The organism is Variovorax terrae, from assembly GCF_022809125.1.
GTDB classification, from domain to species: domain Bacteria; phylum Pseudomonadota; class Gammaproteobacteria; order Burkholderiales; family Burkholderiaceae_C; genus Variovorax_A; species Variovorax_A terrae.
On record NZ_JALGBI010000001.1, the window covers coordinates 637,587 to 651,581 of the forward strand.

The 13,995-nt window shown below is 66.6% G+C and carries 11 protein-coding genes; 8 read left to right on the top strand and 3 right to left on the bottom strand.

Annotated elements, in window-relative coordinates; translation table 11 throughout:
* Positions 1 to 205 precede the first annotated feature (205 nt).
* The 5 genes from urtB to MMF98_RS02920 all read left to right on the top strand — a co-directional run bounded on the left by urtB (position 206) and on the right by MMF98_RS02920 (position 5,196).
* Complete coding sequence (urtB, locus tag MMF98_RS02900) at positions 206 to 1,789, top strand: urea ABC transporter permease subunit UrtB (RefSeq protein ID WP_243304149.1); 1,584 nt, start codon at positions 206 to 208, stop codon at positions 1,787 to 1,789.
* Positions 1,786 to 3,018: an urea ABC transporter permease subunit UrtC gene (urtC, locus tag MMF98_RS02905; RefSeq protein ID WP_243304150.1), complete on the top strand. Its 1,233-nt coding sequence runs from the start codon at positions 1,786 to 1,788 to the stop codon at positions 3,016 to 3,018. The genes urtB and urtC overlap by 4 nt, the downstream gene beginning before the upstream one ends.
* Positions 3,015 to 3,890, top strand: coding sequence for an urea ABC transporter ATP-binding protein UrtD (urtD, locus tag MMF98_RS02910; RefSeq protein WP_243304152.1), 876 nt, complete (start codon positions 3,015 to 3,017; stop codon positions 3,888 to 3,890). Before urtC ends, urtD begins: the two co-directional genes overlap by 4 nt.
* Before the next feature lie 119 nt (positions 3,891 to 4,009).
* Positions 4,010 to 4,702, top strand: a complete 693-nt coding sequence (gene urtE / locus MMF98_RS02915) for an urea ABC transporter ATP-binding subunit UrtE (protein WP_243304155.1) — start codon at positions 4,010 to 4,012, stop codon at positions 4,700 to 4,702.
* A gap of 53 nt (positions 4,703 to 4,755) precedes the next feature.
* Positions 4,756 to 5,196 (top strand): hypothetical protein, encoded by a 441-nt coding sequence (locus MMF98_RS02920; protein WP_243304157.1) that lies wholly within the window; start codon positions 4,756 to 4,758, stop codon positions 5,194 to 5,196.
* Positions 5,197 to 5,261: 65 nt separating this feature from the next.
* On the opposite strand, the gene MMF98_RS02925 is transcribed toward MMF98_RS02920, so the two are convergent.
* The gene (locus tag MMF98_RS02925; protein WP_243304158.1) at positions 5,262 to 6,881 is read right to left on the bottom strand and encodes a tannase/feruloyl esterase family alpha/beta hydrolase; all 1,620 of its coding nucleotides are present in this window, start codon (positions 6,879 to 6,881) and stop codon (positions 5,262 to 5,264) included.
* 348 nt (positions 6,882 to 7,229) lie between these two features.
* The gene (locus MMF98_RS02930) at positions 7,230 to 8,099 is read right to left on the bottom strand and encodes an AraC family transcriptional regulator (RefSeq protein ID WP_243304160.1); all 870 of its coding nucleotides are present in this window, start codon (positions 8,097 to 8,099) and stop codon (positions 7,230 to 7,232) included.
* Between the two features lie 257 nt (positions 8,100 to 8,356).
* Between MMF98_RS02930 and MMF98_RS02935 the strand changes: the two genes are divergently transcribed.
* Together MMF98_RS02935 and MMF98_RS02940 are read left to right on the top strand one after the other, a co-directional pair.
* A complete protein-coding gene (locus tag MMF98_RS02935) occupies positions 8,357 to 10,201 on the top strand; it encodes a tannase/feruloyl esterase family alpha/beta hydrolase (protein ID WP_243304163.1) in 1,845 nt (614 codons plus the stop codon).
* 451 nt (positions 10,202 to 10,652) lie between these two features.
* The gene (locus MMF98_RS02940) at positions 10,653 to 11,831 is read left to right on the top strand and encodes an ABC transporter substrate-binding protein (RefSeq protein WP_243304165.1); all 1,179 of its coding nucleotides are present in this window, start codon (positions 10,653 to 10,655) and stop codon (positions 11,829 to 11,831) included.
* 48 nt (positions 11,832 to 11,879) lie between these two features.
* Here MMF98_RS02940 and MMF98_RS02945 read toward each other — a convergent pair whose 3' ends face one another.
* Complete coding sequence (locus MMF98_RS02945; protein WP_243304167.1) at positions 11,880 to 12,758, bottom strand: AraC family transcriptional regulator; 879 nt, start codon at positions 12,756 to 12,758, stop codon at positions 11,880 to 11,882.
* Positions 12,759 to 13,104: 346 nt separating this feature from the next.
* Between MMF98_RS02945 and MMF98_RS02950 the strand changes: the two genes are divergently transcribed.
* Positions 13,105 to 13,953 (top strand): IclR family transcriptional regulator domain-containing protein, encoded by an 849-nt coding sequence (locus MMF98_RS02950; protein ID WP_243304169.1) that lies wholly within the window; start codon positions 13,105 to 13,107, stop codon positions 13,951 to 13,953.
* Positions 13,954 to 13,995 lie beyond the last annotated feature (42 nt).

The following is a 13,995-nucleotide window of genomic DNA, read 5'->3' on the forward strand; positions in this document are numbered from 1 at the left end:
CCAGGCAGTGCGCATTCCGTGCGCTGCGCCTCCCCCTCGCGAGGGGCAACACCCGCGGCCCGGCCAAGCCGCCTCCGCGGTGTTTCCCGAAGCGCCGGGGAGGCTCCCGGGGGCTTCGATCCCATCTGGCGGGCCGGCTCCTCGTTCCTGACATGGGGCCCGCCTGTTTGAAGTACCTACCCCGGAGCACCGCAAGGTTTTCGCCATGTTCAGGCTATTTGTCACCACCGCCCTGGCCGCACTCGCGCTGGCGGCCGGCAGCGCGCAGGCGCTCACCGCCGGGGAAGCCCGGGCCATCGCGTCCGGTGAATCGGAGTCGCGCATCGACGCGCTCAATAAGGCAGTGCTCACCGCCGACGAGAAAACCCGCGCCTTCCTGCAGGCGCTCGCGGACGACGCCGTCAAGCTCACCGACAGGCAGGTGATCGTCATCCGGAACGACAAGGGCTACGACCCCGTCACCGGCGCCGAAGTGAAGGTGCCGGGCGATGCGGAAGACGTGGTCAACAACAACCTCATGCGCAGCGCCATCGACAGCGCCATGGCCGCCCTGCACCTGGGCGATCCCGACGACAAGGTGCGCGCCGCGGCCGTCAAGGCGCTGGTGACCAGCCCCGACGAATCGCGCCTGCCGCTGCTGGACAAGGCGCTGGCCGCCGAGCAGAACGTGGGCATCAAGGCCCAGCTCGAACTGGCGCGCGCCGCTACGCTGCTGGCCAGCAGCGACAAGGCCCGGCGCCTGGAGGCCGTGCAGGCCCTGGGCCAGAGCCGCAACCCGGCCACCAAGCTACTGCTCAACGAACGCCTGGCCGACGAAACCGACGCCGACGTCAAGGCCGGCCTGCAGGCCGCCATCAAGAACATCCAGGCATCGCTGGTGTGGGGCGACCGCATCAACGCCGTCTTCAGCGGCATCAGCCTGGGCTCGGTGCTGCTGCTGGCCGCGCTGGGCCTGGCCATCACCTACGGGCTGATGGGCGTGATCAACATGGCGCACGGCGAGCTGATGATGATCGGCGCCTATGCCACCTACGTGATGCAGGGCCTGTTCCAGAAGTACCTGCCCGAATCGCTGTTCGACGGCTACCTGATCGCCGCGATTCCCGTGTCGTTTCTGGCCTCGGCCCTGGTCGGCGCGCTGCTGGAGCGCGGCGTGATCCGCTTCCTCTACGGCCGGCCGCTGGAGACGCTGCTGGCCACCTGGGGCATCAGCCTGATGCTGCAGCAGGGGGTGCGCACGATCTTCGGCGCGCAGAACGTGGGCGTGGAGAACCCGGCCTGGATGAGCGGCGGCTTCACGATGCTGAGCAACGTCACGCTGCCGTGGAACCGCATCTGCATCATCGTGTTCGCGGCGCTGGTGCTGCTGGCCGTGGCCTGGCTGATCGGCCGGACGCGCCTGGGCCTGTTCGTGCGCGGCGTCACGCAGAACCGGCCCATTGCCTCGTGCATGGGCGTGAACACGGCGCGCATCGACACCTACGCCTTCGCGCTCGGCTCCGGCATCGCCGGCCTGGCGGGCTGCGCCCTGAGCCAGATCGGCAACGTGGGGCCCGACCTGGGGCAGGGCTACATCGTGGACTCGTTCATGGTGGTGGTGCTCGGCGGCGTGGGCCAACTGGCCGGCACCGTGTATGCGGCGCTGGGCCTGGGCATCCTCAACAAGTTCATCGAGGGCTGGGCCGGCGCGGTGCTGGCCAAGATCGCGGTGCTGGTCTTCATCATCATCTTCATTCAAAAGAGACCTCAGGGCATCTTCGCTGCCAAGGGCCGGAGTGCAGAGGCATGAGCAAGGTCTTACTTCCCACCAAAGGCCCGCTGCTGGGCGGCAAGGGCTGGACGGCTTTCTTCGCCGCGCTGATCGCTGTCTGCGCCGTGGCACCACTGCTCAACCTCGTGGTGCCCGCCGGCAGCGCCTTCCACATGAGCGACTACGCGGTTGCCCTGCTCGGCAAGATCATGTGCTACGCCATCTGCGCGCTCGCGATGGACCTGATCTGGGGCTACACCGGCATCCTGTCGCTGGGCCACGGCCTGTTCTTCGCGCTCGGCGGCTATGCCATGGGCATGTACCTGATGCGCCAGATTGGCCGCGACGGCAACTACCACAGCGACCTGCCGGACTTCATGGTGTTCCTGGACTGGAAGGAACTGCCCTGGCACTGGCTGCTGTCGGGCAGCTTCGGCGCCACGCTGGTGCTGGTCGTCGCGGTGCCGGGGCTGGTGGCCCTCGTGTTCGGCTTCTTCGCCTTCCGCTCGCGCATCAAGGGCGTGTATTTCTCCATCATCACGCAGGCCATGACCTACGCCGCCATGCTGCTGTTCTTTCGCAACGAGACCGGCTTCGGCGGCAACAACGGCTTCACCGATTTCAAGCGCATCCTCGGCATCCCGATCGCCACGCAGCAGATGCGCATGACACTGTTCGTGCTGACGGGGCTCACGCTGCTGGGCTTCTTCCTGCTGGCCCGCTGGCTGGTGGGCAGCAAGTTCGGCCGCGTGCTGCAGGCCATCCGTGATGCCGAGACGCGCGTCATGTTCTCGGGCTACAACCCGCTGCCCTACAAGCTCACCATCTGGGTCATCTCGGCCATGATGTGCGGCGTGGCCGGCGCGCTGTACGTGCCGCAGGTGGGCATCATCAACCCGGGCGAGATGAGCACCGCCGCCTCGATCGAGATCGCGGTCTGGACGGCGGTGGGCGGGCGCGCCACGCTGATCGGCCCCATCGTCGGCGCCTTCGTCGTCAACGGCGCCAAGAGCTGGCTCACCGTCACGGCGCCGGAGTACTGGCTGTATTTCCTGGGCGCGCTGTTCATCGTGGTCACCCTGTTCCTGCCGCAGGGCCTCGCCGGCCTCGCGCGCAGGCTGGCCAGCCGCAAGGCGGCCGCACCCTCGCCGGCCGAGCCGCCCGCTGCGGCCGGCCCGCAGGCGGTGAGCGCCTCTGCCATTCTTGAGCCGGGCGTGGAGGGCGGCGGCCTGCCGCCGGTCTCGGCCGTGGAAGGAGCCCGCCCATGACCCCCGACCTGATGGACGCCGGCGCCCGGCGCGTCGCGGCCCATCAGGGCCTGCCGCCGACGGGCCTGACCGAGTCCGGCGGCCGTGCCGCGGGCTTCTCGCGCCTGGTGGCGCCCGGCGAGGTGGACGTGGCGCACGGCCGCATCCTCTACCTCGAAGACGTGAGCGTGAGCTTCGACGGCTTCAAGGCCATCAACAAGCTGTCGCTCGACATCGCGCCCGGCGAGCTGCGCTGCATCATCGGCCCCAATGGCGCGGGCAAGACCACGATGATGGACATCATCACCGGCAAGACCCGGCCCGACGAAGGCCGGGTGTTCTTCGGCAGCACCATCGACCTGCTGCGCCACAAGGAAGCCGAGATCGCGCAGCTGGGCATCGGCCGCAAGTTTCAGAAGCCCACCGTGTTCGAGCATCTCACCGTGTTCGAGAACCTGGAACTCGCGCTCAAGACCGACAAGGGCGTGAAGTCGTCGATGTTCTTCCGGCTCGACTCGGCGCAGGGCGACCGGCTGGCCGAGGTGTTGCACACCATCCACCTGGCCGACAGCATGTCGCGCCAGGCCGGCAACCTGAGCCACGGCCAGAAGCAGTGGCTGGAGATCGGCATGCTGCTGATGCAGGACCCGAAGCTGCTGCTGCTCGACGAGCCCGTGGCCGGCATGACCGACGAGGAGACGGCGCGCACGGCCGAGCTGTTCCTCACGCTCAAGGGCCGGCATTCGCTGATGGTGGTGGAGCACGACATGAGCTTCATCAAGGCCATCTCCGAGATCGTCACCGTGCTGTGCGACGGCTCGGTGCTGGCGCAGGGAACGCTCGATCAGGTGCAGGCCGATGAAAGAGTCATTGAGGTGTACCTTGGACGTTGAATCCCACCCCCGATGCGCCTGCGGCGCTCCCCCCTCAAGGGGACGCCACCAGCGGCCCGGCGAAGCCGGTTCCGCGGTGGCCCGCGCGACAACATGCTCCGTGGCCAAGGACAATTGACATGCTCTCGGTTAAAAACATCAACCAGTACTACGGCGGCTCGCACATCCTGCGCGACGTGAGCCTCCAGGCGCGCCAGGGCCAGGTGACCGTGCTGCTGGGCCACAACGGCGTGGGCAAGACCACGCTGCTCAAGAGCCTGATGGGGTTGGTGCCGATCAAGACCGGCAGCATCGAGTTCGACGGCCGGCCGATCCAGAACGCCACGCCCTACGAGCGCGCCCGCGCCGGCATCGGCTTCGTGCCGCAGGGCCGCGAGATCTTCGCCCGGCTCACGGTGGAGGAAAACCTGCGCATGGGACTGGCCTACAAGAGCGGCAGCACGCCGATCCCGGCCGAGCTGTATGAACTCTTTCCCGTGCTCAGGCAGATGCTGGGCCGGCGCGGCGGCGACCTCTCGGGCGGCCAGCAGCAGCAACTGGCCATTGCGCGCGCCCTGGCCGCGAAGCCCAAACTGCTGATCCTGGACGAGCCCACCGAAGGCATCCAGCCGAGCATCATCAAGGACATCGGCCGCGTGATCCGCATGCTGGCCGACCGTGGCGACATGGCCATCCTGCTGGTGGAGCAGTACTACGACTTCGCGCAGGAGCTGGCCGACGACTACCTCGTGATGGAGCGCGGCGAGTTCATCGCGCGCGGGCCGGGCAGCGAGATGGAGGCGCGGGGCATCCGCCAACTGGTGGCGATCTGAGGCGCCGCGCCTGCCGGCGCGCGAAACGGGGCCGGGTTCTAGAATCTGCCGTCATGGCCCAGCCTTCCAGACCCGCATCCGCGGCCTCGCCGGAGGGCGGCGGCCTGCCCGGGCCCTCCTTGTTCATGTACGTCAAGATCCCGGTCGGCGCTGATAGCGGGGACGAACTGCACCAGCGGGAGGAAACGATCGACCAGGCCCTTCAGGGGCAGGGCATCGGCTCGGTGCTGGGGTGGGGCGATTCGCTGGGGGAGCCCCGGCCCGATGGTTCCCGTGTGGCGGCGTTCGTCCGCATCGACATCGACGTCACCGACCAGGCCGCCGCGAGGACGCTGCTGCAGGACCTGCTGCCGGCGCTGGGTGCCCCGGTGGGCACCGAGATTCACTACACCGTCGATCACGCGGCCCTGCAGGATGTCTACGCCGCCTCGGGCTGGCTGCTGGCGCAGCCCATCGCGGCGGCGCAGCACCACATCCGCGGCGCCTGGCGCTGACCCTTGGGCCGCCGGCACCGCGCGCCGCCATCTGCGGGGCGCGGCACCGGCGGCCCGCTGGCGCCTCAGGGGGCTGCGCAGACGAAGCTGCTGGCGTCGTCGGTGCTGCCGCTGCCCTTGTAGCGGGCCACCTGCGGGTAGGGGCACAGCGGGCGGGTGCGCGTGGTGACGCCCGCGATGACCTTGGAGGCGGTGATCGCCTTCGGCGCGGCGCCCTTCTCGGACCAGGCCATCAACGAACGGAAGATGTCGCGGTCGGCGGTCATGGGCACCGCGCCGCTGGAGCCCTGGCCGAACGAGTCCGTGCCCGCGCCGCCGCTGCAGTGGCCCATGCCCGGCACCATGTAGAGCCGCGCGAAATCATCCGTGGAGCCCATTTGCTGCTGCATCGCGTTGTAGTACTTCACCGTGCCCTGCGGCATGATGAGCTGGTCTGCCCAGCCGTGGTGCATGATGAGCTTGCCGCCGCGCTTGCGGAACATGCTCAGGTCCGGGTTGTCGCTGGCCATCATCGGGCCGACCATGCGGATGTTGTCGTTGAAGAACGTCTCGTAGTTCTGGTAGGTCAGCGTCCGCCAGTCCCACGTGGGGTCGAAGTAGACCCAGTAGCGGGCCTGTTCGGTCGGGATCGGGAACGGGGCGGCACCGCCCAGCGAACCGATGTCCGCGCCGCGTTCGATGCCGGGCCAGAGCAGATCGCCCGCGACGTTGCGCGCGCCGTTCCAGATCTTCTGCACCGACGTGGCTTCGGCCGGGCTCAGGCAGGTGCCGTCCGCCGAGGTGCAGCCCGCGCGCGTGATGGTCGCGTCCTGTCGCGGGTCGTAGGTGCAGGCGCGCGGATCGCCGATCACGCCGTCCACCACGCCGTCGCTGGCGTCGCAGGCGGCCACCGCGCGCGAGGTGGCCAGCGCGGTCTTGGCGCTGGACAGCGGCGTGACGTTCTCGGACTTGTAGACGACCTGGGGCCAGATCTGGAAGGCCTGGAAGCGGTCCCAGTGGACGGCCGGCGCGCCTGCGAGGATCGCGTCGTAGTCCTCGGGGAACTGCTGCGCCATGCGCAGGCCCTGGCGGCCGCCCGTGGAGCAGCCGTACCAGTACGAGCGCAGCGCGTCCTGCCCGTAGAAGGCCTTGGTGATCTGCTTGCCCACCACCGCCATCAGGTGCTCGGAGCGGTAGGCGAAATCCGCCTGCAGCTGCGTGTTCGGCGTGCCGTCGGCGTTCATGCCGAACGCGCCGGAGAGCGCGTTGGTGGAATGCCCGGTGTCGGTCGTGACGCCGACGAAGCCCTGGCGCACCGAGTCCGACGCCACCGCGGGCGTGCCGCCCGCATAGACGCCGTTGCCTTCTGCGCGGAAGCGGCCGTTCCAGTTGCTGGACGGCAGCGTCACCCAGATGTTGACCGCGGGGTCGACCTTCAGCTTCACCAGGCAGTACGCGGTGCCGCTGGCGGTGCCGGTGCTCACGCTGAGGATGCTCGCCGGCGCGTCCGCGCTGATCTGCGTCGCCCCGATGCCGGCCATCGTGCAGTCCAGCTTCGGCGCGATGGCCAGGTTGTCGGGGACGGCCGGCAGCGATGCGATTGCGTTGCTGTCCACGGGCGGCGGCGTGGTGCCGCCGCCGCTGCCGCCGCTCGTGGCGTTCAGCGAATCGCCGCCGCCGCCACAGCCGGCCAGGATGGCGGCCATGAGAACGCCGATTCCGAGCGGCGCAGGGGCTCTCCAGTGTCTACTCATCATGCTTGTCTCCTAAAAACGCCTCGATGGGCTGAGGGGAGTATCTGGAGCGCTCCGGCGCCCTGCCAGGCGGGCGGCGCGAAGATGTCCGCGCTGCGCGCTGATTGCGCGGTTGTCGTGCAGGATTTCGATTGACTAGCCGGCATCGCACTGCGCCGGCAGAGATCCACCACGCGCGCTTGATCGACAGGTGCGATTCCAGTTCCACCGCCACACCCCGGGCGCTTGCGCCTGTGCATGGTTTCGCCAGCAACGCAGGTATCGCATGCCCGGCCGTGGTGCCGGGCCGTGGCCGCACGGTTATTTGCGCTTCAAGTACTTTCTTGCAGCACCCGGCGTGACGCCGAGTATGTCCTGGAAACTGCGCGTCATGTGAGCCTGGCTAGCGAAGCCGGCTTCGAGTGCGATATCGAACAGCGAAGCGCTGTTCGACTGAATCATCTTGCGGGCGCGCTCCACCCGTTTTTCCAGCACGTAGCGGTGAGGTGAGGTGCCGGTCGAATTCCGGAACAGCCGAACGAACTGGGCCTTGCTCATCCCGGTTGCAGACGACAACGCCGACAGCGAAAGATCGGCGGCCAGATCGTGAGCAATCATCTCTTCGATTCGCGCCCATTGCCAGGGATTCAGCTTGCCGCGCTCCTGGCCCAGGGAGGGCGCGCGTACACCGCGAGTCCGGCAAAGATGGAGGACAGCCCCAACGGACAGCGATTCGGCGAACAACGCGCCATTGGGACAACCCAGGCGTATCTCATGCACCATGGCCCGCATGACAGCCGCCAGAGAGGGGTCGGAGAAATGCAGGCTCTGTCGGAGTGGCGTGGTCACCAGTTGATCGTCGAGAAAGCCCTGGCGTACCAACGCGCGGGTGTCGAGGTCCAGCAGGATTCTCTGTGCCTGGAAGGCGCCGCGGTGATTTACCTTCACCTCGATGTCAGGATTGAAGATCGCAAACGACCCTGCGTCGATATCCAGTTCGGCGCTTCGCCCCTGACTACTGAGCCGGCTGCCCATGTTGCCTGTGGAGAGCAGCGAGACACGGGTGATCTGTGGAGTGAACTTGCGTTGCCAGCTACCGCCCGGCGTGCCGAGGCAACCCACGGGCAGGCCTTGCCATCGACTGAGCTGATCAGACGTCAGCAATGAAAGATTCTCGAGTTCCTCGGGCATTCGGTATCTCAACGACTTGCGCACAACCGAAGAATCATCTCACTTTCGCCCAGAAAAAAGGGCGCTGTTCGAGTCGAGCGGGTTTCCCCTAGGGCTGTTTCATGGCGCCCTGGCCGCCTCCATGAGCCGTCTGTGCAATGCCGCGTCGATTGTGAAAGACAAAGCGACGCCACGCCGATGTAATGCGAGGCCACACGTCGGGGCTGCTGCATTGCAGTTTTTGACGTGATGGACAAAGAACCGTGGTGCATCGATCGATGCAGGACACCAACCAGGAGATATCAGTGAGAAAAACTTGGAATCGTATTTGGGGCCCGCTGGCTGCGCTTGCAGCCGGTCTTGCCGTGGCGGCGTGTGGGGGCGGTAGCTCCGGCCTTCTCGGCGCGCCCGCGGCGCCGGGGCCGGGCACCGTCGCGTCGCCTGCCAATCTGAGTTGCGACGATTCAATGAAGACGAATTTCAAGCCAGACGCGAATACCTCGGTCCTGCTGGTCAAGCTCTTCAAGACGGGCGACCCGATCCTGTTGTCGGGAACGGCAACGGCCACCACGCCTGTTGCGGCCAACGATATGTGTCTGGTGAAGCTTCTGGTTGGGCCCGGGCACCCGGGGCCGCTTGACGCGCCTTCGACGACCAGCGGCATCGGTATTGAGGTGTGGCTGCCATCGACCGCGAACTGGAACAAGCGCCTGCACCTGCTCGGCGGCGCCGGTGCTGCCGGGGGCGTGCAGGCAACTTTGACGGGCGTGGCCTTTGCGCCGTCTGCTGCCCCATGGAGCGTCGCAGGCGTCGAAGGAGCCGTGGCCGCAACCACGGATACGGGGCATTCGGCAGGCAACTCGAACTTCCTGATGAATCCTGATGGAACCATCAATACCGTGGGATGGAATGAGTTTTCCGAGCGCGGGATCCACGAGATGGCCGTCAAGTCGAAAGCGCTTGCGCAGGCCTACTACGGCACGTCGGCCAAGTACACCTACTGGCACGGGGGCTCGACGGGCGGGCGCCAGGGGATGAAGCAGGCGCAACTGTACCCGGAGGATTTCGATGGAATCATTGCGACTTCACCTGCCATCAACTGGGTCAAATTCACCGCAAGTCAAATCTGGCCTCAACTCGTCATCCAGCGCGACCTCGCTGGCGTGCCGTTGACCGCCAGTCAATGGACTGCGGTGTCGACAGCCGCAATCAATGCCTGCGACGTGGTCGGTGGCCAGCATCTTGGCTATCTGCTCGATCCGTCGAAGTGCACCTACGATCCGTCCACCGACGCGCAAGTGCTGTGCACCTCTGCGGGGGGCACGAACGCCACCGCGAGTTGCCTGACGCAGGTGCAGGCCGTGGCTGTGAACAAGATGTGGTACGGCCCGACGACCGATGGCTCGGTGCCATTGCCTTCGGTGGACAACGGTCTGGGGTCGACCCTTGGCGCGAACCAGATCTGGTTTGGCTGGCCTCGTGGTTCCAACCTGACAACAACAAGCGTTTCCACGAGTGGCCTTCACTTCGACCAGATCGCACTTTTCTTGCAGGATCCGAGTCGAGCCGGGTCGACTTTTGTCAATGCCACGGGTAACGGTCTGAACCGCTGGAAAGACCTGAGCTATGCCGATCTTTACTACGGGATCAATCGAGGGCTCGCGCTTGAATCGCAGTTTTCCCGGATCAGCACCGACAACCCGGACTTGACCAAGTTCCGCGCCCGCGGCGGCAAGATCATCACGGTTGTCGGCACTTCTGATCAAGTGATTCCCCATGCGGGCGTCGTCAACTACTACACCCGGGTTGCTGCGCAGATGGGCGGTGTCGCCGAGGTGCAGAAGTTCTACAAGCTCTACACGCTGCCGGGTGTGGGGCACTTTCCGGCCAACGGCACTGTGAATCCTGCGGCGAATCCTCCGCTGTATCCGGAAGACATCAACTATCAATCCTTGACGGATTGGGTGGAGAAGGGGATCGCACCGGCGGACAAAATCGTCATCAGCAGCCCGGTCACGCCCGCAAATCCGGCAGCCACCACGGGCGCCATGTGTGCCTACCCGAAGATGCCCGCCTATTCCAGCGGGGACATCAAAGTGGCCGCGAGCTATACCTGTTCTTGAGCGCGGCTGCGAAGTTCATGCTCCGCAAAGACATCGGTTCTGACGCTGCGCTTTGAGGCGGCACGGGTGGTCGATTCCGATTCGCCCGTGCCCGGACCTGCGTGCATTTGGCCGGGATTCCCTGGAGGAAGAACCGCAGCGGTTCCATGCCAGACCATTGCTCGGCCAACTTGACGCGCTGGTGCTTTCCGACGCCAGAGCGCTGCCAGCAGGGCGGGTGGCCTCGAATTCACAGAAGCGCTCGGCGTTCGATGCTTTGGGCGGTGATCGCGCGAAATGCGCGGCCAGCATTCACTGCTGCCGAAAACCCCGTGCTTGCGCCTGTGCTGCTGCGTCTATCGTGCCAGTGTCCGGCCGGGCCGGGAACGCTTCGCAGGCTTCCGTCAACCGGTGAGCAGCGGCCTGGCGAGCCGGTTTCGATTTCTTTTTCTTTCTTCAGGAGTACACCCTCATGCAAAAACGTCGCTTCTTCTCGTTGTCCGCAGGCGCAGTCCTCGTTGCCCTGTCGCTGGCCGGCACACCGGCCCTGGCGCAAGACAAATTCAAGATCGGCCTGATCCTGCCGATGACGGGCCAGCAAGCCTCCACGGGGCGCCAGATCGAAGCGGCGGCTCGCCTGTACATGGCGCAGAACGGCGACACCGTGGCCGGCAAGAAAATCGAACTCATCATCAAGGACGACGCCGCCACCCCCGACCAGACCAAGCGCCTGGCCCAGGAACTGGTGGTCAACGAGAAAGTCAACGTGCTCGGCGGCTTCGGCGTCACCCCGGCCGCCCTGGCCGCCGCCCCCATCGCCACCCAGTCCAAGACCCCGCTGGTCGTCATGGCCGCTGCCACCTCCAGCATCACCGAAGCCTCGCCCTACATCGTGCGCACCAGCTTCACGCTGCCGCAAGTCTCGGTCTCCCTGGCCGACTGGGCGCCCAAGAACGGCATCAAGAAAGTCGTCACCCTGGTCAGCGACTACGGCCCCGGCATCGACGCCGAGAAATACTTCAAGGACCGCCTGACCTTCAACGGCGGCCAGGTGGTCGAGCAACTGCGCGTGCCCCTGCGCAGCCCCGACTTCGCCCCCTTCCTGCAAAAGGTGCGCGACATCAAGCCCGACGCCCTGTTCGTCTTCGTACCCTCGGGCGCGGGCGCGGCCGTCATGAAGCAGTTCCTGGAGCGCGGCCTGGACAAGGCCGGCATCAAGCTGATCGCCACCGGCGACGTCACTGATGACGACCAGCTCAACGACATGGGCGACGGCGCCCTGGGCGTGGTCACCTCGCACCACTACTCGGCGGCCCACCCCTCGGCCATGAACAAGAAATTCGTCGAAGCCTTCGAGAAAGCCAACAAGGGCATGCGCCCGAACTTCATGGCGGTCGGCGGCTACGACGGCATGCGCGTGATCTACGAAGCGCTCAAGGCCACCAAGGGCCAGGGCGGCGGCGATGCGCTCTTGGCGGCCATGAAGGGCCAGATCTTCGAGAGCCCGCGCGGCAAGATCTTCATCGACGCGCAGACCCGCGACATCGTGCAGGACGTGTACCTGCGCAAGGTCGAGCGCAAGAACGGCCAGCTCTACAACGTGGAGTTCGATGTCATCAAGGATGTGAAGGATCCCGGCAAGGCAAAGTAGGCGGGCACGCGCTGGAAAAACCGGGACGGTGGCCCGGCCGGCATCGCGTCAGCCCGCGTTGCCGCGCGACAGCCTTCGGAGGCTGCCGGGCGACATGCGCAGCTCTCGCGCGAAAACGCTCGTCATGTGGCTCTGGCTGGAGAAGCCGCAGAGCTGCGCCACCACGGCGAGCGGCAGCGCGCCGGCCCGGATCAGGGCCTCGGCCCGCGCCACGCGCTGCTGCAGCACGAAGCGGTGCGGAGACTGCCCGTAGCTGTTGCGGAACAGGCGCGTGAACTGGGGCAGGCTGAACCCCGCGGCATCCGCCAGCTTCTGCAAGGACAGGTCGCCAGCCAGGTCGGCGCGGATCAGGGCCTCCACTTCCCGGCGCTGGACGGGTGATAGCCGGCCCCGTTCCCGAGGGGGCGCGGCATCGACGCGATGCGTGCTGGACAGGCGAAGCAGCAGTCCCAGGGACAGGGACTGGGCGTACAGCGCCCCATTCGGGCTGCCGGCTGCGATCTCGCGCACCATGGAGCGCAGCAGCAGGGCCACGTCCGGGTCGTGGAACTCGGTGTCCTGCGCCCAGGCGATGGAGGAAAGCTCCTCGCACAGCAGGCCGCTGCCTTGCAGGATGTCGGTGTCCAGCGCGAGCATGATCCGGCGCACGGAGCGGCACTGCCATTTGCTGTAGCGGGAATCCACCAGCCCATTGAACAGCCCGATGGCACCGGCCCCAATGTCCTTGTGTTCGGTGCGGCGCAAGAAGCCGAATTCCGCACGGGCGTGGCCGCTGTCGATCATGGCCAGCAGGGGGTTCGATCCGCACGAGTGCGGCGTCACGACCTGCGGAGCCGCCGCATACCAGCCGAGCGGGAGGCCCCGCCAGCGCGCCAGCAATTCAGGCGCCAGCAGGCTCCGCTCCTCGTGCACGTTCAGTGATTCCATTGCTCCTCTCGCAGGTTCCTTGCCGCCGGCCGTGAGGTGAGACCAGGCGCACCCTGACGATCGAGCCAGCGGATGGCTGTAGTGCTCCCTGCACCCATTCTAGGCAGGGCTCGTGCCGCGCGCCTGCCATGAATGGCATAGCAGTTATAGCGGCAAGCCCTGGAGACTCGGGGCAGCCCGCAGCCATCGCTCGAAAGCGGCCAGGGATTTCCCGGGTTTTGATTCGTTTCTGAAAGAACGATCGGCTTGTGGAAGACCCCAGGCCGCTGCAACGCTGCAACGCTGCAATAGCCGGTATTTCAAGCACAGGCTGCTGGGGCCCCGGCTTGAGCGGCTCGAATTTTCAATGCCGAACCTTCCGAAACTTGTTGTTGATTCCGTCTCTTCCGCCGGCCTGGCCCATCGGCTGGATGAGCATGCGCCGAAGCGGCGCGAGAAACCCGTTGCCAGGGACGACTATGTTGCAGGGCTGGCCAAGGGGCTCGCCGTGCTGGAGAGCTTCGACACGGAGCGGCAGAAGATGAACGCCACCGTGGCCGCGCAGCGCTCGGGCATCACGCGCACGGCGGCGCGCCGTCATCTGCTCACCCTGGCCAGCCTGGGCTATCTCGAAACCGACGGCAGCCACTACTGGCTGACCTCCAGGGTGCTGCGGCTGTCGGGCAGCTACCTCGCATCGGCCCGGCTGCCCAAGGTCATGCAGCCCACGCTCAACCGCCTGTCGGTGCAGACCGGCGAGTCGATCTCGGCCGTGGTGCTGGATGGGGACGAGGTCGTGATCGTGGGCCGCAGCGGCCCCACGCGCCTGCTGGCCTATGGCCTGCACCTCGGCGCGCGCCTGCCGGCGCATGCCACGTCGACGGGGCGGGTGCTGCTGGCCGCGCTCAGCCCCGGGGAGCTCGAATCCTGGCTGAGCGGCAAGGCGCTGCGCCGCCTCACGCCGCACACCGTGGTGAACGCCGATGAGTTCCGCACACTGCTGGAGCGGGTGCGCAGCGACGACTACTGCATCGCCGACCAGGAGCACGAGCGCGGGGTCTACGCCATCGCGGTGCCGGTGCGCAACCTGAACGGAGAGACCGAGGCCGCGCTCAACGTGGTCCTGTCGGCGCAGCGGATTCCGTCGCGCGAGCAGTTGCGCGATCTCATCTTCGTGCTGCAGGACGGGGCCAGCGAGCTGCGCGGGCTGATCTGAGCGGGGCGCGGAGCCACCCGGCCTCGCGCCGGGCATCGGTTA

What these genes read in the sequence shown, in the direction of transcription:
- MMF98_RS02930 (WP_243304160.1), bottom strand. Translation starts at nt 8,099, where the DNA reads ATGCCCGAGGAACTCGAGAATCTTTCATTGCTGACGTCTGATCAGCTC.
- MMF98_RS02940 (WP_243304165.1), top strand. Translation starts at nt 10,653, where the DNA reads ATGCAAAAACGTCGCTTCTTCTCGTTGTCCGCAGGCGCAGTCCTCGTT.
- MMF98_RS02950 (WP_243304169.1), top strand. Translation starts at nt 13,105, where the DNA reads ATGCCGAACCTTCCGAAACTTGTTGTTGATTCCGTCTCTTCCGCCGGC.
- urtE (WP_243304155.1), top strand. Translation starts at nt 4,010, where the DNA reads ATGCTCTCGGTTAAAAACATCAACCAGTACTACGGCGGCTCGCACATC.
- urtB (WP_243304149.1), top strand. Translation starts at nt 206, where the DNA reads ATGTTCAGGCTATTTGTCACCACCGCCCTGGCCGCACTCGCGCTGGCG.
- MMF98_RS02925 (WP_243304158.1), bottom strand. Translation starts at nt 6,881, where the DNA reads ATGGCCGCCATCCTGGCCGGCTGTGGCGGCGGCGGCGATTCGCTGAAC.
- MMF98_RS02920 (WP_243304157.1), top strand. Translation starts at nt 4,756, where the DNA reads ATGGCCCAGCCTTCCAGACCCGCATCCGCGGCCTCGCCGGAGGGCGGC.
- MMF98_RS02935 (WP_243304163.1), top strand. Translation starts at nt 8,357, where the DNA reads ATGCAGGACACCAACCAGGAGATATCAGTGAGAAAAACTTGGAATCGT.
- urtD (WP_243304152.1), top strand. Translation starts at nt 3,015, where the DNA reads ATGACCCCCGACCTGATGGACGCCGGCGCCCGGCGCGTCGCGGCCCAT.
- MMF98_RS02945 (WP_243304167.1), bottom strand. Translation starts at nt 12,758, where the DNA reads ATGGAATCACTGAACGTGCACGAGGAGCGGAGCCTGCTGGCGCCTGAA.
- urtC (WP_243304150.1), top strand. Translation starts at nt 1,786, where the DNA reads ATGAGCAAGGTCTTACTTCCCACCAAAGGCCCGCTGCTGGGCGGCAAG.